This window comes from Rhodococcus sp. WS1, from assembly GCF_003797745.1.
In the GTDB taxonomy this organism is placed as follows: domain Bacteria; phylum Actinomycetota; class Actinomycetes; order Mycobacteriales; family Mycobacteriaceae; genus Rhodococcus_F; species Rhodococcus_F erythropolis.
The window spans coordinates 2,636,309-2,659,131 of sequence record NZ_RKLZ01000001.1; the positions used below are offsets into that span (position 1 = coordinate 2,636,309).

The window sequence follows — 22,823 nt, forward strand, 5'->3', positions numbered from 1 at the left end:
ACTATGCCATGACCGGGCTCTCTCGGTCAGCCTTGCAGGTCCGCCACCACTAGATCGGCCACCGCGGTCATCCCGGCGTCCGTGAAGTGCAAGCGCTGCGCCGTCGACTCCGAGAACAGTCCTTCGAACCAACGCTGATCTGCACTCGCGCACGCATCGTGCCCGCCGGCGATGCTCGCCGCCGCAATGTCGACGGTACGGACACCGTGGGCGTGGGCGACCTCGTCGAACTTCGTGTTGTAGCGAGCGAAGTAGTCCATGAACCAGGATGCGTCGGCGTCTGAGAACGGGATGTTCGGCCAGCATCCGCGAGTGGAGATCATGCCGCCCTCTCCGATCAGGTAGATGCGAGCGTTAGGCGCGCGCTGCGTGACCGCGGTCAGGATGCGATCCAATTCTCCGGCAGCCCGGTCGATTCCGGACTGGGCGACGGAATTCGCGAGCGGGTCGTACCGGCATCCACGATCGGTTCCTGGTCCCGGAGCGACGCACAGGGGGCCGAGGAAGATGCTGTTGGAGTCGTTGCCGCCGATCGAGATGGTAATCAGGTCGGTGTCCGGGTGAACGGCATCGAGCTGGACGGGCCAGTAGTTCGGAATCAGCTGTGGGGTGTCGATGATGTTCTCGGCGCGTGCCGCGCTGCAAGAGACATCAGCGAACTCGGCCACGTCGAGCGCCCGCGAGATTTTGCCCGCGAAGTTCTCGTACGAACGCGAGCAGGCGTCGGGGTACATCGGTTCCAGCCTTGGACCGGAGGCGCGGGAGTCACCGAGGGCGACGTACTTGATCCCGGTCTCGGAAAAACCTGCCGGCGGTGCCGACTGGGGTACCGAAGCCTGCGCGATTCCGGTGCTCACGAGCGCCAGCACAACGCCTGCGACGGCCGCCGCCCGACCGAGAAGTTTCCCTCGAGTGATCATCTACTGTGCCAAGTCCTCTCGCGCACGGCCGCTCGACTGACGGCTCGACATGCCGCATGAGGTTAACGCACGGAGGGGACAACGATGTCCGATTCGGCGGACGGCGATCGAAACCACCTACCGCCGAACCGGATTCATCTCGACTATGCAGTCTCGACTCAAGCAGTGAGGAAACGTCCCAGCTGCGGCGCAGCTTCTCCTGCGTGCTTGGCCTGGATACCTTCACCGATGGCCTGCAGCTTCCATTCGCCGTTCGCGCGGTACACCTTTGCCATCACCATTCCGGTGAAAGCCATGCCGCCCTGGAGCGTGTATCGAGCGAGCTCGGAGTTGGTGGTGCTGTCCACGAGACGGCAGAAAGCGTTGGAGACCTGCTCGAACGTGTGTCCGCGGTACGAGGTCACGGTGAAGATCACGGTGGTCACGTGAGCCGGGACCCGCTGCAGATCGACGAGCATGACCTCGTCGTCGCCGTCTCCGTCGCCGGTGAGGTTGTCACCCATGTGACGGACCGAGCCGTCCTTGGACGTCAGCTGACCGTAGTAGCAGACGTCGACGAGGTTGCCGTCGGCGTACAGGAGTGCCGAAGCGTCGAGGTCGACGTCGGCGGTACGGCTTCCGAACAGACCGCTCTTCTTGATCGGATCCCAACCCAGACCCATCTGGATCATGGTGAGCGCGACGCCGCCCTCCTTGCGGAGCGTGACCTTCTGGCCCTTGGTCAGGCTGACGGGGCGTCCCTTGACCAGGCTCACCTCGGGCTGCTGCGCCGGCGGCTGGTTCTGCACGGGAGGCGCCGGGGGTGCCTGGTTGTACGTCGGCTGCTGGTTGTACGCAGGCTGCTGCGCCGGCGGGTAGGCCGGCGGCGTCGGTCCCTGGTTGTAGGCGGGCGGCTGGTTGTATGCGGGCGGGGCCGGCGGAACCGGCGGCGCGTTGTACGAAGGCTGCTGCTGCGGCGGCTGGTTGTACGCCGGCGGAGTAGGAGCGACGGACGAGGGCGGCGTGATCGGAGCCGGAGCCGCGACCGGAGTGGGCGGCGGCGGCGCGGGCGCATCGTCGACGGACACACCGTGATCGGTGACCAGCGCGGCAAATCCACCCGCGTACCCCTGGCCGACGGCGCGCACCTTCCACGCACCCTGGCGTCGGTACACCTCGAGCGCGATGACGATGGACTCGGTGGTGAGACCGTCGATCACGTACTCGTACAACACGTTCCCGGCCGCGTCGGAGACCCGAGCGGTGGGTGCAGCGCTGCGCCCGAAGTTCGACGAAGCGTCGTCGAGCGTGATCACGGCGCGAACCTGCTCGATATCGGCAGGGACGCCGGCGAGCGAGACTCGGAGTGAGGCAATGCCACCCGGGTTGGGCACCAATTGCACGCCGGGTCCGGTCGGCTGGTTGAAGAAGACGAAGTCGGCGTCGGAACGAACTTTTCCGTTGCTCGTCACGAGGAGCGCAGACAGGTCAGCGGCTGCAGCCAGCTGAACCGACACAACTACATCCGAGACGTCCAGCGGGCCGTTCTGCCCTTTGGCAAGCGATACAGACAACTAAATCCCCTTCATAGAGAGCGTGTATTACCCGAGCGCGGAAGAGAACCACCGCAATATCTCCGCGCTCGCTGCGATACCGGACCTTTCTGTCACAGTAACGGTCGGCCGTTGCCAATTCAGTTCTTCCAGCTCACCGTGCCTCGGCCGGATCGCGAAATCGGAGTATTCGAGCATGTCCGCATCCAATGCGCCGTCACCTGCCGAGATCACGACTGCGGATTGATCCAGATCACCCGACTCGACCAGTCTGCGGCGCACCTCTGCCAGTGCACGTGACTTCGACACGGCGTCGGGCATCGTGTAGATCTTCCGGCCTTGACGCGAAACGTTCCAGCCCCGCGTCACGCACCAGTGATTCCATTCGGTTTCGAATTCACTCGGCATCACGGCCAGATCGACGACCAGGTACGGAAACAGGTCGTCGGCAACACGAACGGAGCTGACCCAGCTCGAGTCGATCCGCGATTCCAGTTCCGCCTGAACCTGCGGCAACTCGGCGCCGGACTTGCTGGTCGAACGGTCGATCTCGTTTCGCCACTCGCGATCGGCTTCGCCGTCCACCAGGATGTTTCCGCCGTTGCTCGTAATGGCGTACTTCCACGGTCCGCCGGGAAGATCGATCCGCTGGAACTGTGCGATGGTCCTGGTGGTTGTCGGAATCACCGGAACCCGCGAGCTCAGCGCGGTCAGCAGTTCGATCGATTCGACGCTCATGTGTGAGAGCGGACCGCCGTTGTAGTACTCGACGCACAACGGGCTCGGCGCCGAATCCAGGTCGGAGCCACTGGGATCGCCGCCGATCGCGGCCTGCGAATAGATCATCGTGCGGTCCAGATCCGTAGCGATCAGGACCTGGGACGCAGCGGTGTCCGCACGGCTCACGTGATGTCCTTGATCAGCCCGACACACGAGTAGGCGAGGTCGGGTACCACCTCGACCGGAACCCCGCGGGCCTGCGCCAACAACCGGATGTGTGCATGCTCCGGGGCGTCGAGTTCACGCACCAGAACCTTCCAGGGGAGCCGTCGCAGCAACACCCTGGTTGTTTCTCCGACACCGGGTTTGACGAAGTTGACCGTCGAGATCCCGTACTCGGCTTGCACCTTCTCCACCGACTCCCAGCCGGCCCAGGTTGGCGTCCGGTCGGAATCAAGCACTGCAGCAAGAGAATCCGCTGCGGCGCCGCGAACGGAGTCGAACTCGGCCGAGACCACGTCGAGCAACCTGTTGGAGACGTCGACGTCGGCAAGGTCGGCGTAGAACTTGGCGCCGTGGAAATCGCCGGGCCCGATGAGGGTGTCGTTGAGGACTGTTCGTGAGACCAAGCCGGACACCGTCGAATTGAGGCACGCCGACGCGATCAGGAAGTCGTCGCGGGTTCCGTACGTTCGCACGCAGTGTCCGGGGTCGGCGAGAACAGCCAGATCGGAGTCGAACTTCGCTCCGCCTGCCTCGTGGTACTCCGTCAACGCTGTGTCGAGTTCGCGGGCGATGGCGCCCTTGCCCGTCCAGCCGTCGACGAAGACGACGTTCTCCGAGTCGTGATGGTGCGCAAGATAATCGAGTGCGACGGAATCGATTCCTTTGCCACGGACGATGGACACCGCGTAGTGCGGCAACGTCAACCCGCGGGTCTGCTGGGCCCAGCGCCGCATCAGAATCCCGATCGGTGTTCCGGCCCGGGCGAGTGAGACCAGCGTGATGTCACTCCCCCGCTCGGCCAAGACCAGGTCCATCACGGTCCCGACAGCGCGCGCCAACCGTGGAGCGCTCTCGGCGAGCACCGTCTCGAAAAGATCCCGGTATGCCTGATCGGGTTGGTACTCGATGGGGAGAGACTCGGCATAGTGCGCCTCACCCGACTGAATACGCTTCTCGCGCACGGATACATCCGCTTCGAGATCCACGTGCGAGAGATCCTTGAGCAGCCACTTCACTTCGCCCGGCGCGTACGAACCGAATTCGGGCCCGACCAATGGTTCGTTCATGACGAGCCTCCTGCTCTGGATTCTCGCAGCGCCGACGGATCGGCCCCGCGAACGGTGGCAACCAGGACGTCGGTGCCGGAGTTCCGCAACACCTCGATCACCCCGTCCATCGCCGTCAACCGATCGGTATCGGCGGGCTCGTCCACGACGAGCAAGGCAAGGGCGTCGACCGCCGCGTCAGGCCACTGCGCGTTGTAGACGTATCGGGGTTCGTTCTCGCCCAGTTCCGGTGCCGGAAAGGTGAACCCGCGACGCAGCGGGTATCCCGGCACGTCGACGACGTAGGCGGGTGAACGCGTCGTGGTCTGGTACCGAACCGCTCGCCCAGAGCTTTCCAAGCCCGCGGCGATGCGCAGTGGCAGGTACATCAACTCCTCGTGACCGATCACGACCACAGCACGCGACGCGTCGATCGACGATCCGAGAATGGACACCGCTGCCTCGACGGCTGACTCGAATGCCGCGGTGTCGCCATCGAGAAAACCGTGCCGGCCTCCGTCGGGGACTTGCGCGGGCCACGGCAGATCCATCCGAGACAGCGTGCCGCGGCGATCACCGATCGGGTTGAGATCCGGAGCATCCAGCGCCGTGACGCGCTCGGTCAGGCCGTCGGGCAGGACCGTCGAACCCGAAGCGAGAGAGACGTAGTCGATTCGTACACCCAGTTCCGTGGCCGCGGCTTCGCTGGCGGCTCGGTGTTCCTCGGTTCTCATGTCCACCAGCGAGGCCACGACATAGCGGCTGCGCGGGCATTGCCCGTGCAGTGCCCGGATGGCATCGATCGCGGTGGCGCCGGTGGAGATCTCGTCGTCGACGAGGACCAGTGGCAGGTCGTTCTCGAACAGTTCGGCGGACGTCGGCTGCATCAGATGGCTCGTGGCGTGCGAGTGCCCCTCCTCGAATCCGGCGAGCGTCGCGGCACCTGGTACGTCTCGGCGCGTGGAGTGCAGGTAGCAGTGAGCGTGCAGGCGAGCTGCGACGCAGTGGCCCAAACCTGTTGCGGTTTCGGCAAACCCGAGCACGACGACGTCGACACCCTCACCGAGGGTTGTCCGCACCAGATCGCCGAGGTCGTCGGCAGCGCCGATGACCACGGACGGCTCGGTGGGCACGTGCTTTCCCAGCACGGTGGACACCAGCAGATGAGCGCGACGCGGATTCCGCCGAAGTCCCGGGATCACCAGATCGGGCACCGAATGCCCGAGTGACGAATCACCGTGAACGAGGTCCAAGCCGAATTCTGCTGTAGCCCAGGGAACGTCCCGGGACTGGACAACCTCTGTCATCGATCGACCAACGCCGTCAGCAACTCGACAAACGTGATCCCCTTGTTGGTCACACCGAACACGTGAGCGCGGAGCGCAGTCTGATGGGCCCAATTGCGGTGCGGCTTCATCTCGTTCATCTTGTTCCGGTAGCCGGAGGCCTGCACTCCCCCGGCATCGGCACCGAGAATGTCGAGGGCATCGTGGTACTCCTCGTGCGTGACCGCGGAGAGAGCATTGACCGCCGCGACGTGCGACGGGTGGATGACCGTCTTGCCCTGGATTCCATTGGCTCGGTCCAGCGCGATCTCACGGAGCAGGCCGTCGAGGTCGCGGCTGACGAGATGCTGACGGAACCGGACGGCGTCATGTTCCTCGAACGGGGTGGCGCGCAGCATCGGCCGGAACATGCGTTCGTGATCGGCGAAGTACTCCCACACCGGCCCGGTGATGACAAAACCCGAACCGTCGGCACGCCCGAGGTAGTTGACGATGTCGGCGATGACGTCGACCACCACGCGCACGTCGTAGATGGTCAGATCGCGGTCGCGGCGGATACCGAAGGTGCTGCACATGTCGGTGGCGCCGATGCGGACGGCAAGGATGCGCTCGCGGTGTTGCGCGAGAATCCCACTGATGGTGCGCAATTCGAGATCACGTGTATCGCGGTGAACCAGCGCGGGTGATTCGAGTACCGGCATCGCGTAGAGATGCTTACCCAGCAACTCGGATGCGTCCGCGACGGCGTCGAGAAACACGGGGCCGGACTCGCTGCCGAACTTCGGGATGACGAACCCGGTGAGCGCGGCGCGCCCCTCGGTCAACGACGCGGCGACCTTGTGGATGTCCGCGACTTCACGAACCCGCACGAACAGCAGCATGCCGACGGCGTCGGTGGACGCGATCTTGTCGAGAGCGTCAACCGCGTTCGCTCGCGCCGATTCGACCTCGTGATCAGCGACGGCGTCCTCGAGATCGAGCACCATCGAGCTGACGCCCTCGGACGCACGCTTGACCACGATGTCGGCCAACCCGGCTCGAGTGGCAGGAACGTAGAGAGTTGCACCCAGAGCAATCGCGAGCAGATCCCTCTCGTCGGAATCCGCGAACGACCGAGGCGCATGCAGGAACAGTTGCTCCCGCACGTCATCCTCGAGATGTTGAAAGTGCTGCATTTCTCTTCTCTCTGTAACCGCAATCAAGTCCATGAAACGACCCCCTGTGACAACGCGTCGAGCAACTCCGATCCCCCGATCGGCCCGACCATTCAGTTTTTGCCGGCTCGCGCCCGCATCTTCTCGACAACTTCGGTGATGAACGTCGATACCGAGTCCAGCTGTAATACATACGACCAGTAGTCCGGATGAGTTCCCGACAGTGACGCACTCGCTCGCTCGATCCTTGCTAGTTGAGCATCGAGTACGGAGCCCCACTCCGCCACCAACCCTTGGTTAACAGCGAACATCTGGGCGTCTTTCAGCCGGAAACGAACCTCACGTTCCTTTTGGCTCGGATCTGCCCGAACTGCACGCAGAGTAGCGAGACGGTCCGTCACGGCGTCGGCACACGCTTCGGCGTCGGCGAGGTGCACGCGGGCTTCGGCCATCAAAGCGAGTGCATGTTCGGGGTTTCCCGCAGCCAGCGACTGCTTCGCTTCCTTGAGATCGATGTCGGCCTGATCGATATGCGCTCGACTGCGACTGCTGTTGTCGACGAGGTCAGCGGAACTCGCGGCGTTGAACTCGCGCAGCAGTGCGGAATACGCCGGGTCGAGGCGGTCCACTCGAGTGCGCACTGCCGACAACCTGGTCGAGACCGAGGAGATCGTCATCTCGGCACGGTGCTGGGTCGACGGGGCTTCTGCCAATGCTTCCTCGAGCGCCGATACCGCTTCGCGGACACTCTCGGACCGCGTGCGGACTGCGTCGGCGCGACCGGATGAGCGCGCGTTGTCGAGCGCTGCAACCGCGTCGTCGAGGTGTTCGGAGGCCGTCACCACCGACGGGTACTCGCGATAGCGCTGATCGGTGGCAGCCAGTTTTTCCCGGACGGCGTTTGCCAGGGTTCGGGCCTGTTGGCCGAGGACGGGAATGGCGGACATCGTGACCGTCGCCTGCTCGAGGTGCGCACGATGCCCGTTGTAGAAGGCGTCGACGCCCTTCGCCGCCTCGACGAGTTCGGCTACCGACTTTTCGAACGCCGCCCGAGCACCGTTCGGGTTCTGGTGGAGTACCTGATCGTTGCCATAGCGCTCGGAGGTGTCGAGGTAGTCCGACGCAGCCTGGAAGCACCGATCCCGAACGGGTTCCCACGCAGCGCGCAACCCTCGCTCGGGATACAGCTCGGCGGAAGCGTCGACTGCTGCCGACGCGATGGTCTGCCGCTTGTCCATGTCGAGGAACGCCGAAACCATGGCCGTCTGCGCCTCCCGCGCACGACTGACCGACTTCCCCACTCTTGCCCCCCGATTGAAGCGCTCCGACCATCTTCCCACCACGATTGAATCCTACGGGTCCAGCACTTCGCTTCTCGGTTCGTAATTCTGCTGTTACGGCGAACACACCGGAACTGCGGTTAGGGTGGTGGAGGTAAACACACTCCCAAGACGACTTCGCGTCGTAGTGGGCCTTGTCTCTCCTCTTGAAAGGACCCCTGAATGGGCGTCAGCTTGACCAAAGGCGGCAATGTCTCTCTCACGAAGGAGGCCCCGAACCTGACTGCAGTGGTCGTCGGCCTGGGCTGGGACGCGCGTTCCACCACCGGCGCTGCTTTCGACCTCGACGCCAGCGCAATCGGCGCAGGCTCGAACAAGAAGGTCCTCTCCGACCAGCACTTCATCTTCTTCAACAACCTCCGCTCGCCCGACGGCTCGATCGAGCACAAGGGTGACAACACGGACGGCGAAGGCGAAGGCGACGACGAGCAGATCGACGTGAACCTCGCTGCGGTTCCCGCCGAGATCGAAAGCGTTGTCTTCCCCGTCTCGATCTACGACGCAGAGGCTCGCTCGCAGTCCTTCGGTCAGGTCCGCAACGCATACATCCGCGTCGTCGACAAGGCCAACGGCAACGAGCTCGCTCGCTACGACCTCTCCGAGGACGCTTCCACCGAAACCGCCATGGTCTTCGGTGAGCTGTACCGCAACGGTGCAGAGTGGAAGTTCCGCGCAATCGGCCAGGGTTACGCATCCGGCCTGTCCGGCATCGCGCGCGATTACGGCGTCAACGTCTGATCTTCGCTCTCGACGAGCTGACTCGGGGAAGGTTCCGCAGTAGTCTGTGGAACCCTCCCCGTTTTCACGTTCGGATGCGGTGAGAGACCGCTTGCAGTAACCACTCTGCATTGACCAACTAGAAAGGGCCACGCTCCGTGGTACTGCGAATATTCGGTTTATCCATCGCGATCTCCATCATCGCGATGATCGTCGCGTTCATCTACGGCGGACCCGAGGCACTGTTCCTCGTCATCATCCTGTCGATTCTGGAAATCTCGCTTTCCTTCGACAACGCCGTCATCAATGCCACCGTTCTGCGAAGAATGAGTGACTTCTGGCAGAAGATCTTCCTCACCATCGGCATTGTCATCGCCGTCTTCGGTATGCGTCTGGTGTTCCCGCTCGTGATCGTCTGGGCTGCTTCCGGGCTCGGACCTGTAGCTGCGCTCGACCTCGCGCTCAACCCGCCTGCAGACGACGCCGCTTACTTCGCCAACGGCGAGCCGAGCTACGAAACCATCCTCACCGACGCTCACCCGCAGATCGCTGCCTTCGGCGGCATGTTCTTGCTGATGCTCTTCCTCGGCTTCATCTTCGAAGAGCGTGAGATTACCTGGCTGTCCTGGCTGGAGAAGCCCCTCGCTCGCATCGGCAAGCTCGATCAGCTCTCCGTCGTCGTAGCCGGCATCGTCCTGGTTCTCAGTGGTTCTTTCCTCGCTGCTGACGACAAGGTCTCCACCGTCATGATCTCGGGCGTTCTGGGCATGATCACCTACATCGCGGTCAACGGATTGGGTGAACTGTTCAACTTGCCGGAAGAAGGCGAAGAAGAGGAGACCACCAAGTCCGGTGGTCCCACCGAATTCGCGAAGGCAACCGGCAAGGCCGGCTTCTTCCTGTTCCTCTACCTCGAGGTCCTCGACGCGTCCTTCTCCTTCGACGGCGTCATCGGCGCATTCGCCATCACTGCAGACCCGATCATCATCGCCCTCGGCCTCGGCTTCGTCGGCGCGATGTTCGTCCGTTCCATCACGGTCTTCCTGGTCCGCAAGGGCACGCTCTCCGATTACGTCTACCTCGAGCACGGTGCGCACTGGGCCATCGGCGCTCTGGCCGTCATCTTGATGGTGTCCATCGGCGTTCACATCAACGAGATCATCACCGGCCTGGTCGGTGTCTTCTTGATCGGCGCTGCTTTCATCAGCAGCCTCATTCGCAACAAGCGAATCGCGAACGCAGATCCGAAGTTGGACGAGAACACTCCGGCAACTGTCTGACGTTCTTTCTCGAAACGCCCGCGACCAATTGGTTGCGGGCGTTTTGTTTGTTATGCCTGAATTGAAACTCTCTGCATTCACAGCCGCGCGCCAATTGTTCAGCCGCGCGTCAAATTCAGCCTGCGGGTGAACAATTGCCCTGCTGGTGCGAAGAACCTATTTGTAAGGGAAACCATGAACGAGATAGTCATAGAGCGCGCAACGGACGAGGACGCCGCGGAAATCCTTGTTCTACAACGCTGTTGCTGGGTCTCGGAAGCAATCTCGAACAACAGCATGGACATACCCCCGCTCCACGAGGACCTACCTACGGTCCGAGCCTGGGTTCAGGAGTCGACGGTCTGGACCGCACGACGCGGCGGCCGACTCGTCGGGGCCGTCCGCGGCACAGCCGACGGAACCGCATGGCAGATAGGGCGCCTCATGGTGGCACCGGACTTGGCGGGCAACGGCCTCGGCCGACGCCTCTTGCAGCACGTGGAACAGAACGCTCCGGAGCACACCACAAGTTTCGAGCTGTTCACCGGAAGCAAGAGCGTGCGGAACATTCGCCTGTACACCCGAGCGGGCTACTCCCAATTGCCGCCGGACCCCAGCCACATCCCCGGAGTCGTCTACCTGTCCAAGCCGAACGCCATCAACTCCGACTGAACGGCGATACTGACTTCTGTGGTGAACATTCGCGTCGCAGCGCAGACAGACTTGCCGTTCTTACGTGAGCACGACTCACACATCTCAGCCGAGGAACTCGCGTCAGTGATCCAACGCGGCCGGATACTCGTCGCCGAGGACAGCGGGAAACCAATCGGATGGCTCCGCTGGGGCTTGTTCTGGGACGAGATTCCGTTCGTGAACATGCTGACCGTCCTGTCTTCGAACCGTGGCCAAGGCATCGGGCGCGCTTTGGTCACAGATTGGGAAAAACGCATGAGCCGCGCGGGACACTCGCAGGTCCTCACCTCCACACTCGCCGACGAATCAGCCCAGAACTTCTATCGCGCAATGGGATACACCGACGCGGGAGTTCTGTTACTCCCAGGCGAGCCCTCCGAAATCTTCCTACGCCGAGACCTCGAGCCTGCGCCCGATCTGACCGATCCCCACATTACCCGCGAGTAATATATGGTGGTCGTCACACCGCGATCTCAGGGTGGGGCGCGGCACACCAATGTGGAGGACGAGTATGTCGTCAAGGGTCTTATCTCGCACAGTTGTCGGAGTACTCGCGGTTGCACTGACAGGCGTCGGTGCACCGGCAGCACTCGCGCAGCCGGCTCTTGCCCAGTCCCCTGATGACAGTTTCTACAGCTACGAGGGCGCGGCGCCTCTCTCGTCGTACGCTCCAGGCGCGGTCCTCGAGACTCGCACCGTGCCGTACACCATTCTCAACATCCCGACCCCGATACAGGCAGTGCAGGTTCTCTACCGATCAACCGACGCCCTCGGTCAGCCGTCGGCCAACGTCACCTCGATCCTGCGCCCGGCCAACGCTCAACCGGACAAAGTTGTTTCGTACCAATCCTTTTACGATTCACTGAACCCCGACGACAGTCCGTCGCGGGCTATCGCGGGCAACACCCCGATCGGAGATTGGACGCCGAGTGGGCGTAATTTCAACGTCGGCGGAACCTTCACGTCCATCGAGGCAGCCTTGTTCGGGCCGCTCTTCGCCCTCGGCTACACGATCGTCGTCCCGGACACCGAAGGCCCGGATGCAAACTTCGCTGCCGGACCCGAATACGGGATGATGACGCTCGACGCTCTGCGTGCGGCCAAAGATGTCCCGGAAACCGGAATCACCGACGACGCAGAGATCGCGCTGATGGGGTACTCCGGCGGAGCGATCGCCACCAACTGGGCTTCGATCCTCGCTCCCGCGTACGCACCGGAGATCAACGACAACTTGATCGGTGCCGCGCAAGGCGGCGTGCTGGTCAACCCGGCCAACAACCTTCGCTACGCGAGCGGAAGCATCGGGTGGGGCGGCGTCGTCGGCATGGCAATCGTCGGCGTTGCGCGTTCGTACGACATCGATTTCGGAAAGTATCTCAGTGACCGTGGACGCGACGTCATGGCTCGACTCGAAGACGCGTCCATCGGCAATGTGCTGGCACAGTACCCCGGTCTGACCTGGCAGGAACTGGTCAAGCCCGAGTACGCCGATCCCAATACGGTTCCCGAGTACGTCGATGTCGTGAACAAGATCAACATGGGCACCGCTGCGACACCGACGATTCCGATGTTCATCGCTCAGGCGGCCAACGGCACCATCGAGGGCACCCAACCCGGTGGCCCCGGCGTCGGAGCGGGCGACGGCGTCATGATCACGGGCGACGTCCGTACCCTCGCACGCAAGTATTGCGACGCCGGCCTGCCGATTCAGTACGACCAGTACGACACCATCAGCCACTTCCTCGGCGCCATGCTCTGGCTCCCCGGTGCGCTCACCTGGATCGACGACCGATTCACCGGCAAGCCTGCTCCGTCGAACTGCGCGAATATCGCACCGGGGAACTCTCTTGCGCCGCAGGAACATGCACGCTAGCTGACCGAGACCTCGAATCTACTTCGACGGCTCCACCTCCCAGCGAACGTGAGTTACCAACGGTTCCAGGCTAAGCCGGCTGACGGCGGATTCCAGGAGTCCGTCGTCACGCTCCGCTGCGGCCAATTCCGCGACCACTCGTACGCGGTCGCTGTCCGGGATGTCGAAGGACTGCACTGACCGGAGCTGGAACTCCGGCCTCGAAATGGACTGCACGGTAAGCCCTCTGATGTGAGCTTCGGCGTCACCGTGGCAGGTCACCTCGAAGGTGTAGTCAGCCGGCGGTTCCTCGCGCCCGGTGCGGGCAGGCTGGTGATCCATCATCCGGCCCAACGGCCTCAACAACGTATTCGCCAACATGATTGCACCGGCACCGAACACCGCAACCCAGTACATTCCGCCGCCTGCCAGCGCACCGACGGCGGCCGTGGCCCACAAGGTTGCGGCGGTGTTCAGGCCGGTGACCGAGGCTCCCTGCTTCATGATCACCCCGGCACCGAGGAAGCCGATCCCCGAGACGATCTGCGCTGCGACGCGCGTCGGATCAGCGTCCGGCCCCTGAAACCCGTACGCGCCCATGATGACGAAGAGCGTCGCACCCAAGCTCACCAACGCGTTGGTTCGCAGACCCGCCATCCTTGCGCGCCATTGCCTTTCGATCCCGACGGCAGCGCCGAGGACGAGTCCGAGCGCTATCCGCACAAGGATGACGTGGATTTCCACGGTGAACTCCTAGAGCCAGGTCGCGAATCGACGGATGAACATACCCTTGGCCACCTGCGTGACGACGCAGTAAGCCGCGAGAGTGAGGACCAGCCACGGGAAGTAGCTCCACGGCAGTGAAACCAACCCGAGGGAATGGCCCCAGGACGTGAACGGGAACACCAGCGCGAAGACGCAGGCGGCGCCCGTGCTGAGCAGTACCGGAAGCGAAGCACGCGACTGGTTGAACGGGACCTTCCGGGTGCGGATCATGTGAACGATCAGCGTCTGCGAGATCAATGACTCGATGAACCAACCCGATTGGAACAGCGCTGCATGCTCGGGAGAGTTGGCAGCGAACACGAACCACATCAGCGCGAAGGTCGAGATGTCGAAGATCGAACTGATCGGGCCGATGAACACCATGAACCGGCGAAGGCTCTTGGTCTCCCACTTGCGGGGCTTCGCGAGGAAGTCGTCGTCGACGCGGTCCCACGGGATCGTGAGCATCGAGAGATCGTAGATCAGGTTCTGCAACAACAGAACTACGGGAATCATGGGGATGAACGGCAGCAAGGCACTGGCGACGAGCACCGAGAAGACGTTCCCGAAGTTCGACGACGCAGTCATCTTGATGTACTTCTGGATGTTTCCGAAGGTACGACGCCCTTCGATGACTCCTTGTTCGAGTACGCCGAGGTCCTTCTCCAGCAAGATGATGTCCGCGGATTCGCGGGCGATGTCCGCCGCTGTGTCGACGGAGATGCCGACGTCCGCCGACCGAAGTGCGGGTGCGTCGTTGACACCGTCACCAAGGAAACCAACCGTGTGGCCGACCCGGCGCAGCGATTCGACAATGCGTGCCTTCTGCATCGGATCCGTCTTCGCGAAGACGGTTGTCCGCTGCACCAACTCGTCGAGGGCGTCGTCGTTCAACGCTTCGATCTCGGCGCCGGAGACCACGGTCCCGACATCGATACCGACTTTGCCGCAGACGGTTTCGGCGACCAATTCGTTGTCACCCGTCACTACCTTGACCGCGACTCCGTGGCTCGCGAGGGCTTCGATCGCCCCGGCCGCAGATTCCTTCGGCGGGTCGAGGAAGGCCAGCAGTCCAACCAGGGTCATACCCTCTTCGTCGGCCGTCGAGTACTCGCGGCGCTGCTCTTCGACGACTGTCTTGGTTGCCACCGCAAGCACTCGCTTGCCCTGACCGTTCAGTTCCGCGACCAGACGGTCGACTCGGGCCAGCCATCCCGGCGTCAATTGGTGGGTCACCCCGTCCAGTTCCACCGATTCACAGACCGAAAGGAGCTCTTCCACTGCACCTTTGGTGACGATCAGATCGGCGTCGCCGTGGTCGACCACCACGGAGAGTCGACGGCGCTTGAAGTCGAAGGGAATCTCGTCCACCAACCCGTGCCGACGCGAGATCTCCTCGACCACTTCGGGACCGGCGGCCTCGATCACCGCGTCGTCGAGAAGACTGCGCAATCCGGTCTGATTCACGGAATTGACTGCCGCTAGCCGCAATACGTCCTCGGACTTACGTCCGGCAGTATCGAGATGCTCACCGAGAACGATGCGGTCCTCGGTGAGAGTTCCGGTCTTGTCCGTGCACAGAACGTCCATGGCGCCGAAGTTCTGAATCGCGTTGATCTGCTTGACGATCACCTTCTTGCGCGACATGTGGAGCGCACCCTTGGCCAGGTTCGCAGTCACGATGAGCGGCAACATTTCGGGGGTCAACCCCACTGCGGTGGCGACGCCGAAGAGTAGTGCTTGGCTCCAGTCCTTGGTCAGTCCGTTGATGATGAACACCGCGGGAACCATGATCAGCATGAACTTGATCAGCAGGTAGCTGACACTGCGCACCCCGACGTCGAAGCTGGTTTCGGGTCGCTTGGACGCCAATTGTGCTGTCATGGCGCCGAAGTAAGTCCGCTTGCCGGTGTGCACCGCGACGGCGGTGCCGCTGCCCGACACGACGGAAGTACCCATGAACCCGATGTTCTCGGCCTCGAGCAGCCGATCGACGTCGATCCCCGTCGACGGTTCCGCCGACTTCTCGGCCGGCATCGACTCACCGCTGAGCATTGACTGATTGACCTGTAGATCCTTGGCCCGGATGATGCGGACATCAGCCGGGATCATGTCGCCTGCGGCAAGCTGGACTACATCACCTGGCAGTAGCTGCTCGATCGGAATCTCAGCCGTGACCACGGTGTTGTTGATCTTGCGGGTGGCCGCGACAGTTGTCGTGACCATGGCCTTGAGTGCCTCGGCGGCCCGAGTCGAACGGTATTCCTGCCAGAACCTCAGGGACACACTGACAAAGATCATCAGCCCGAGGGTGATGATGCCCTCATAGGAGGGACCGTCTTCCGGGTCTGCCCACACCACGTCGGTCCCGACCATGATCAGGGCGAGGAACACCAGGATCAAGATGAACGGATTCTTGAAAGCTTGCGCGAACTGCACGATCGCCGGCGCCGGGCGATCGTGGCGGACATCGTTGCGCCCGTATCGCCGACGAAGATCGTCGATCTGATCGTCACGAAGGCCGTTGGCCGTCGTAGTCAGATCTGCGAGAACGGTGCGCGTGTCCGAGGCCGAGTAGTCGACCAATTCCTGTGCGCTTTCTCTTGCCAGGACCGTTGAAGGTGTTTGTTGTGCACTGTTTCTCGTGGGCCGTGGCCGCAATGCGAGAACGGAAAATGACATGACGAATCTCCTCGACTGCCAGCGCGCACGGGACCATGCCAGTGCATGAGGGCAGCAGAATGCGCTGAACGACAACGGAAGTCGTCAGCGGACGCGACAAAGCCGCGCAGATGAAACCGAGGGTGCGAAGGTCAGAGACTGACGAGCAAAATGCCGGGGTGAGCACCGTCGGCAAGAACAGAAGGATGGGTCGAATATCGACTCGGCGGGTCGTCCACGATGGTCACCTCCTGAAAGTTCGGGGCGTCCGTTGACGCCACACAAAGTACATGCGCACAGCACACGCGAGGAGAACCGAATATCGACGTACTCTCGCCTTCGCCGGAAGAAACCGGCATCAAGCTGCGAAAACACCTCCACGTCCGAGTTTTGGCACTGCACGACGTGTCCCGATCAAGACCGGGAAGCCACTTTGGATCACCCCTTAAGCCGGGGAGATCTGTCCTAACCTTGGGCGTCTCTCGACGTCGTGAGATCAGTGGCCTGTGTTCGTGCAGAAGCCTCACCTAACGAGGTACTGCACCCAGAGGGTAGTTCTCAAATCTGTTGCCTGTCAACCGAGCAACTCAGACGGCGGGCAATCCTGCCCGTGCGACGGCGCCGGCGAAGAGTGCCGTCACGGCGGCACCCATCACGCTCTGATCAACTTCTTCCGGATCCACCGAGTGCTCGAGAACGAGCCCGGATATCAAGGCCATCAACGAGATTGCAGTGGTCCGCACATCGAAGGAATCGTCCACTCCCCATTCGCGGGCACGTTCACCGATCAACTCCACGAGTTGACTGCGCAAGTGGCGACGCTCACGTAAGTACGCCTGAGCGATCTGCGGATCACGTCCGGCGAGCACTCCGAATTCGAGGACGAGCAGTGACCACCCCGGGTCGTCGACCATCCACGTTGCAATGGCCTCGCCACCTTTGCCTGCCGCGTCGGCCGGGTTCATCCCGGCGATCTCGGCAAGCACACGGCCGGCCAGTTCGAGAGACCGTTGCGCGAACAGTTCGGCGAACAGATCCTGTTTCGACTCGAAGTTGGAGTAGACAGCCCCCTTGGTGAAGCCCGCTCGGCGAGCAACTTCAGTGAGACGTGCAGCACTGAATCCGCGCTCCGCAAACTCTTCCGCCGCAGCGTCGAGCAGTCTTTGCCGCACCACGTCACGTCCGGGGCGGGTTACCGGCGTCCAGTCCGGTTGACGAGATTCAGTCACGATACCTAGAGTATTCAATACCTCGGGTATTGACAAGCTCTTTACTTTCGACAAGATCAGGACTCTTTCGTGACCACTACGCATCCGGCACACGCCGCACCAGACAACAGCTCCACCCACGACGAACACCACCACGACAATCTGCTGGTGAAATACGGCGCACCCAAGGTGATGGCCGCGCTGTTCGTCGGCGTGCTCCTGCTGCAGATGGGCTTCATCCTCAGCTACGTCGCCGCCTTCCATCAGCCGACTCCGCGAGACATCGAAATCGCGGTCATCGCCGATCAGGGCACACCGGACGGCATGGATCAGCAGATCGCCGACAAACTCAATGCCATCGACGGCAGCCCGCTCGACGCTCAGGTGGTCGACAGCACGGCGACTGCTCGCCGCATGATCAACGACCGCGAGATCCAGGGCGCGTTTGTCATCAATCCGGCCGGACCGGACACCCTGATCACCGCGAGCGCGGGCGGCAGCTCCATCGCGACATCACTCGAAGCGGTGTTCACGAAGGTCGAGGCGACGCAGGACCGACAGTTCGTCGTCCGCGACGAGATCCCCGTCGGAGCGCACGACAACCGCGGCCTCTCCGGCTTCTACCTCTCGGTCGGCTGGGTCGTCGGCGGCTATCTCCTTGCGGCAGCCATCGGACTGTTCATCGGTGCGCCGAAGACCCTCCGCCAGGCAAGCGCACACACGGGCGTGATCGCCATCTACTCGATCATCTCGGGAGCCCTCGGCGCCCTCATCACCTCACACGTGCTCGGAACTTTCGCGGGCCACTGGTTCCCGCTGTGGATCCTGGGAACAGCCGTGGTGTTCGGCACCGCCATGTTCACACTCGGATTGCGCGCTGCCATCGGCGTTCTGGCAGTCCCGCTGGCTATCGCCGTCTTCGTGATTCTCGGCAATCCCAGTGCGGGAGGCGCATTCGGCTCCAACGTGATTCCCTCGTTCTATGCCGCCATCGGCCGATGGATCACACCTGGCGCCGGCACCGAAGGCGTGCGGAGCATCGTCTACTTCAACAACGTCGGCGTCGGCCAGCCTGCTCTGACGCTTTTCCTGTACGCACTGATCGGTGCGGTCATGCTGTTCGGCTTCACGATCCGTCGCAACCGAAAGTCCACCGACACGACGCCGACTCCAGCTGTGGCGAACGCCGACTAGTCCTAGTCTGAACTCATGACGAGCCTCCTCCACCCCAACGCCTCGCACGTCGCCGAAACACTGATCTCACGGGGTCACCACGGCGTCATCGTCACGCAGCCCGAAGCCACGCACACCGCGGCCGAGGCAGCGGCGGCCGTCGGGGTGGAGGTAGGCGCGATCACCAAGTCGCTCGTGTTCCTTCTCGACGACGATCCGGTCCTACTGCTGGTCTCCGGCGCACATCAGGTCAATCTGAAAGCCACCGGCGAACGCCTCGAAGGCAAGCTCACGCGGGCGCCGCTGGAAATGGCGAAGTCGGCAACGGGCCAGCCGATCGGTGGGGTCGCTCCGCTCGGGCATCCCACCAACCTGCCCACCTACATCGATACAGCCCTCGAGCAGTACCCCGAATTGTGGGCTGCTGCCGGGCACCCGAACACGGTCTTTCGCACGACGTACTCCGAACTCCTTCGAATCACGGCCGGCCTCGCCGTCGACATGGACTGACGCACTTCAGCCAACCCGGTCCGAACCCACTCAGACGTGCGTCCACCTATAGTTGGACGCACCATGTGCACTGCAACCAGGACCCCGGCCGGTAACCACTGGCGTCGACGACACGTAGATCTGTGCCGCACCGACGCATGTCTGTGTATGCCGAGCGCAGTCACCTCGACCACACCGCACACCTCGAGTTCCAGCCGGAGAGTTCCCGTTGTCTGACAAGCCGAATGCCGTTTCCAGCCACACCACCCCCGACGTCCCCGAAGTAGCAGCGACGCCCGAGTTGTCCACCGGCATCTGCGCCGGTGACTACCGTGCAGCGCTTCGCCGCCACCCCGCAGGTGTCACCGTCGTGACCCTCGATTCGGGTACCGGCCCGGTGGGTTTCACCGCCACCTCGTTCTCGTCCGTCTCCCTCGAGCCGCCGCTCGTCTCGTTCAACATCGCGGAGACGTCGTCGAGCATCAATGCGCTCAAGGCAGCCGAGTCCTTGGTGATCCACCTTCTCGGCGAACATCAGCAACATCTGGCCCAGCGCTTTGCGCGTAGCGCCGATCAGCGTTTTGCAGACGAGTCACTGTGGGCAGTGCTCGACACCGGGGAGCCGGTTCTGCACGGCACCCCCAGCTGGATGCGCGTCAAGGTCGACCAGTTGATCCCTGTCGGCGACCACACGCTGGTCATCGGACTCGTCACGCGGGTTCACGCCGAAGAGGACGACGAATCCGCTGCCGCACCGCTGCTCTACCACGAGGGCAAGTACTACCGCCCCACTCCGTTAGGTCAATAGACAACTGTGCGCCTTTATTAACCGCCCGCGGTTAATAAAGGCGCACAGCAAGTTACAGCGCTACGTACTTGGTATCGAGATACTCGTCGATACCCTCGGTTCCGCCTTCACGGCCGAAGCCCGATTCCTTCACGCCACCGAACGGCGCCGCAGCATCGGAGATCGCGCCGCGATTGACGCCGACCATGCCGGTGTCCAGCTTGGCCGAGACGCGCATCGCACGGTCGATGTCGCGGGTGTAGAAGTACGCCACGAGGCCGTACTCGGTGTTGTTCGCAGCCGCGATCGCTTCGTCTTCGGTGTCGAAACCGACCACTGCCGCAACGGGTCCGAAGATCTCTTCCTTCAGCAGGCGCGCATCGGCGGGCACCTGATCCAGAACGGTCGGGGTGAAGAAGAAGCCGGCTCCTTCGGGCGCCGATCCACCGGTGCGAACGCGAGCGCCCTTGGACACGGCGTCGTCGACGAGTCCGGTGACGGTTGCGAGCTGCTTGGTGTTGATCAGCGGTCCGATGTTGGTGCCCTCGGCGTCACCGGCGCCCACCTTCAAGGCCGCAACCTTGGCGGTGAACTTGTCGGTGAACTCCTCGCGCACCGAGTTGGCGACGTAGATGCGGTTGGCCGCGGTGCAGGCCTCGCCGCCGTTACGCATCTTCGCGAGCATTGCGCCGTCGACAGCTGCGTCGATGTCGGCGTCGTCGAAGACGATGAACGGTGCATTGCCACCGAGTTCCATCGACGTACGGAGCAGCTTGTCAGCAGCGTTGCGCACCAACAACTTTCCGACGCCAGTGGAGCCGGTGAAGGTGACCTTGCGCAGACGCGCATCTTCCATCAGCGGTCCACTGATGGAGGCCGCGTCGGACGTCGGGAGGATCGAGAGCACACCGTCGGGCAGACCGGCATCGGCGAACACCTGACCGAGGAGCTGCATGGTCAGCGGCGTGTCCTCGGCGGGCTTGACGATGATGGTGCAACCGGCAGCCAGCGCCGGTCCGATCTTGCGTGTGCCCATGGCGAGCGGGAAGTTCCACGGGGTGATCGCAAGGACCGGTCCGACGGCTTCCTTGGTGACCAGGATGCGACCGTTGCCGGCCGGAGCCTGCGTGAAACGTCCGCCGATGCGTACTGCTTCCTCGCTGAACCAGCGCAGGAATTCGCCGCCGTAGTTGACCTCACCGCGGCTCTCTGCCAACGACTTACCCATTTCCAGGGTCATCATCAGCGCGAAGTCCTCGGCGCGGGCGTGCAGCAATTCGAAGGCGGTGCGCAGGATCTCGCCGCGTACACGTGCCGGCGTGGCCGCCCAGTCTTCCTGCGCCGCAGCGGCGAGGTCGAGCGCACGGATACCGTCGGCAGCGGTGGCGTCGGCTACCTGGGCGAGTTCCTCACCCGTTGCCGGGTTGTAGACCGCAAAGGTCTTCTCGGCCGGGACGAGCTTGCCGCCGAGCCAGAGACCCTTGGGTACCGAGTCGAGAAGATCCGAGACGTTGGACATGTCAGTTCCCCTGTGCTGCAGTGCGAATAGCGGTCTCGAGGACGGTCAACGCGTCGTCGAGCAGCTCTTCGGAGATGACCAGCGGCGGGAGCAGACGGATGACGTTGCCGTAGGTACCGCAGGTGAGGATCACGACGCCGGCAGCGAGGCATTCGGCGGCGATCTTCTTGGTGATATCGGCGTCCGGCTCCTGCCCACCGGGCTTGACCAGCTCGATGGCGAGCATGGCGCCGCGACCGCGAACGTCACCGATGACGTCGAGTTCCTTTGCCAGTGCGTTCATTCGGCCGACGACGGTCGACTCGATGGTGCGTGCGCGGCCACAGAGGTCGAGCTCGCGCATCTGGTCGATGGACGCCAATGCAGCGGCGCAGGCGACGGGGTTACCGCCGTAGGTGCCACCGAGGCCGCCGGGGTGGACGGCGTCGATGAGCTCGGCGCGGCCCGTGACAGCGGCGAGCGGCATGCCGCCTGCGATGCCCTTGGCGAGAGTGACCAGGTCGGGGACGATGCCCTCGTGATCGCTGGCGAACCAGGCGCCGGTACGAGCGAAGCCTGCCTGAACCTCGTCGGCGATGAAGACGACGCCGTTCTCCTTGGCCCACGCGACGAGCGTCGGGAGGAATCCTTCTGCGGGAACGATGAATCCGCCCTCGCCCTGAATGGGCTCGATGAGGATGGCGGCCGTGTTGGCAGCACCGACCTGCTTCTCGATCATCGTGATGGCGCGCTGTGCGGCCTGCTCACCCGTGATCTTGGAGCCGTCGACGTTGAGGCCCTCGCGGTACGGGTAGGACATCGGGACGCGGTAGACCTCGGGGGCGAACGGACCGAAGCCGCTCTTGTACGGCATGGACTTCGATGTCAGTGCCATCGTGAGGTTGGTGCGGCCGTGGTACGCGTGGTCGAAGACGACGACTGCGTCGCGACCGGTTGCGTGACGGGCGATCTTGACGGCGTTCTCGACGGCTTCTGCGCCGGAGTTGAACAGCACGGAACGCTTCTCGTGGTCACCGGGGGTGAGCTCGGCGAGACGCTCGGCGACCTCGACGTAGCCCTCGTACGGAGCGACCATGAAACAGGTGTGGGTGAAGTGCGCGACCTGATCCTGAACTGCGGACACGACGGCCGGGTTGGAAGCACCGACGCTGGTCACCGCGATACCGGCACCGAGGTCGATCAGCGAGTTGCCGTCGACGTCGACGATGACTCCGCCGTCTGCGTCGGCGACGTAGACCGGGAGGGTGGATGCGACGCCGGCGCCGACGACCTTCTTACGGCGTTCGGCGAGCGCAGCCGAGCGCGGGCCCGGGAACTCCGTGACGATGCGACGCTCCTGCGGAAGCCGGTATTCGATTGCACTCATGTGACCACCCTCTCGGTTGTGTATTGCATTCGAGTATGCGACGCGCGAAGCATCGCAAGCACTGCCGAAATGGATACCCGAAGCTTCAGGGCTACTCCATATCGGCAACGA

20 protein-coding genes and 1 riboswitch are annotated in these 22,823 nt (G+C 63.1%); of the genes, 8 read left to right on the forward strand and 12 right to left on the reverse strand.

Going from position 1 to position 22,823, the window contains the following annotated elements:
- Positions 1–26: 26 nt before the first annotated feature.
- The 7 genes from EEB12_RS12170 to EEB12_RS12200 all read right to left on the reverse strand — a co-directional run bounded on the left by EEB12_RS12170 (position 27) and on the right by EEB12_RS12200 (position 8,142).
- A complete protein-coding gene (locus EEB12_RS12170; RefSeq protein WP_019746740.1) occupies positions 27–920 on the reverse strand; it encodes an SGNH/GDSL hydrolase family protein in 894 nt (297 codons plus the stop codon).
- A 158-nt stretch (positions 921–1,078) separates the two neighbouring features.
- Positions 1,079–2,473 (reverse strand): TerD family protein, encoded by a 1,395-nt coding sequence (locus EEB12_RS12175; protein ID WP_019746739.1) that lies wholly within the window; start codon positions 2,471–2,473, stop codon positions 1,079–1,081.
- Positions 2,474–2,500: 27 nt separating this feature from the next.
- Positions 2,501–3,298 carry an HAD family hydrolase gene (locus EEB12_RS12180; protein WP_070387133.1) on the reverse strand — a complete coding sequence of 266 codons (798 nt, stop codon included), beginning with the start codon at positions 3,296–3,298 and terminating at the stop codon, positions 2,501–2,503.
- Positions 3,299–3,354: 56 nt separating this feature from the next.
- On the reverse strand, positions 3,355–4,464 hold the full coding sequence (locus EEB12_RS12185; RefSeq protein ID WP_019746737.1) for a cysteine protease StiP family protein: 1,110 nt from the start codon (positions 4,462–4,464) through the stop codon (positions 3,355–3,357).
- On the reverse strand, positions 4,461–5,750 hold the full coding sequence (locus tag EEB12_RS12190) for a phosphoribosyltransferase family protein (protein WP_141487830.1): 1,290 nt from the start codon (positions 5,748–5,750) through the stop codon (positions 4,461–4,463). Before EEB12_RS12190 ends, EEB12_RS12185 begins: the two co-directional genes overlap by 4 nt.
- A complete protein-coding gene (locus EEB12_RS12195; RefSeq protein WP_021342746.1) occupies positions 5,747–6,904 on the reverse strand; it encodes an HpcH/HpaI aldolase/citrate lyase family protein in 1,158 nt (385 codons plus the stop codon). The genes EEB12_RS12190 and EEB12_RS12195 overlap by 4 nt, the downstream gene beginning before the upstream one ends.
- Before the next feature lie 92 nt (positions 6,905–6,996).
- Complete coding sequence (locus EEB12_RS12200; protein WP_141487831.1) at positions 6,997–8,142, reverse strand: hypothetical protein; 1,146 nt, start codon at positions 8,140–8,142, stop codon at positions 6,997–6,999.
- A gap of 243 nt (positions 8,143–8,385) precedes the next feature.
- On the opposite strand from EEB12_RS12200, the gene EEB12_RS12205 reads away from it, so the two are divergent.
- The 5 genes from EEB12_RS12205 to EEB12_RS12225 all read left to right on the forward strand — a co-directional run bounded on the left by EEB12_RS12205 (position 8,386) and on the right by EEB12_RS12225 (position 12,765).
- Complete coding sequence (locus EEB12_RS12205) at positions 8,386–8,961, forward strand: TerD family protein (protein WP_020906049.1); 576 nt, start codon at positions 8,386–8,388, stop codon at positions 8,959–8,961.
- A 137-nt stretch (positions 8,962–9,098) separates the two neighbouring features.
- Positions 9,099–10,220, forward strand: a complete 1,122-nt coding sequence (locus EEB12_RS12210; RefSeq protein WP_020906048.1) for a DUF475 domain-containing protein — start codon at positions 9,099–9,101, stop codon at positions 10,218–10,220.
- 174 nt (positions 10,221–10,394) lie between these two features.
- Complete coding sequence (locus EEB12_RS12215) at positions 10,395–10,871, forward strand: GNAT family N-acetyltransferase (RefSeq protein ID WP_030245226.1); 477 nt, start codon at positions 10,395–10,397, stop codon at positions 10,869–10,871.
- Between the two features lie 18 nt (positions 10,872–10,889).
- Complete coding sequence (locus tag EEB12_RS12220; RefSeq protein WP_141487832.1) at positions 10,890–11,339, forward strand: GNAT family N-acetyltransferase; 450 nt, start codon at positions 10,890–10,892, stop codon at positions 11,337–11,339.
- 64 nt (positions 11,340–11,403) lie between these two features.
- Entirely contained in the window at positions 11,404–12,765 is a 1,362-nt protein-coding gene (locus tag EEB12_RS12225; protein ID WP_041814613.1) for a lipase family protein, read from the forward strand.
- Between the two features lie 18 nt (positions 12,766–12,783).
- Here the strand turns inward: EEB12_RS12225 and EEB12_RS12230 are convergent, their stop codons facing one another.
- From EEB12_RS12230 to EEB12_RS12240, 3 genes are all read right to left on the reverse strand, one after another.
- Positions 12,784–13,488 carry an MgtC/SapB family protein gene (locus EEB12_RS12230; RefSeq protein WP_003941187.1) on the reverse strand — a complete coding sequence of 235 codons (705 nt, stop codon included), beginning with the start codon at positions 13,486–13,488 and terminating at the stop codon, positions 12,784–12,786.
- Between the two features lie 9 nt (positions 13,489–13,497).
- The gene (mgtA, locus tag EEB12_RS12235; RefSeq protein WP_141487833.1) at positions 13,498–16,191 is read right to left on the reverse strand and encodes a magnesium-translocating P-type ATPase; all 2,694 of its coding nucleotides are present in this window, start codon (positions 16,189–16,191) and stop codon (positions 13,498–13,500) included.
- A gap of 347 nt (positions 16,192–16,538) precedes the next feature.
- Positions 16,539–16,712, reverse strand: a riboswitch (M-box (ykoK) riboswitch).
- Positions 16,713–16,757: 45 nt separating this feature from the next.
- Positions 16,758–17,342: a TetR/AcrR family transcriptional regulator gene (locus EEB12_RS12240; RefSeq protein ID WP_029254386.1), complete on the reverse strand. Its 585-nt coding sequence runs from the start codon at positions 17,340–17,342 to the stop codon at positions 16,758–16,760.
- A gap of 126 nt (positions 17,343–17,468) precedes the next feature.
- Here EEB12_RS12240 and EEB12_RS12245 point away from each other — a divergent pair, with 126 nt between their 5' ends.
- From EEB12_RS12245 to dszD, 3 genes are all read left to right on the forward strand, one after another.
- Entirely contained in the window at positions 17,469–18,572 is a 1,104-nt protein-coding gene (locus EEB12_RS12245; RefSeq protein ID WP_003941129.1) for a membrane protein, read from the forward strand.
- A 15-nt stretch (positions 18,573–18,587) separates the two neighbouring features.
- Positions 18,588–19,061, forward strand: a complete 474-nt coding sequence (locus EEB12_RS12250) for a YbaK/EbsC family protein (RefSeq protein ID WP_019746727.1) — start codon at positions 18,588–18,590, stop codon at positions 19,059–19,061.
- Between the two features lie 208 nt (positions 19,062–19,269).
- On the forward strand, positions 19,270–19,848 hold the full coding sequence (gene dszD, locus EEB12_RS12255; protein ID WP_003941189.1) for an NADH:FMN oxidoreductase DszD: 579 nt from the start codon (positions 19,270–19,272) through the stop codon (positions 19,846–19,848).
- Positions 19,849–19,900: 52 nt separating this feature from the next.
- Here dszD and EEB12_RS12260 read toward each other — a convergent pair whose 3' ends face one another.
- A complete protein-coding gene (locus EEB12_RS12260) occupies positions 19,901–21,346 on the reverse strand; it encodes an NAD-dependent succinate-semialdehyde dehydrogenase (RefSeq protein WP_020968315.1) in 1,446 nt (481 codons plus the stop codon).
- Position 21,347: 1 nt separating this feature from the next.
- Positions 21,348–22,712 (reverse strand): 4-aminobutyrate--2-oxoglutarate transaminase, encoded by a 1,365-nt coding sequence (gene gabT / locus EEB12_RS12265; protein ID WP_007727077.1) that lies wholly within the window; start codon positions 22,710–22,712, stop codon positions 21,348–21,350.
- Positions 22,713–22,823: the final 111 nt, after the last annotated feature.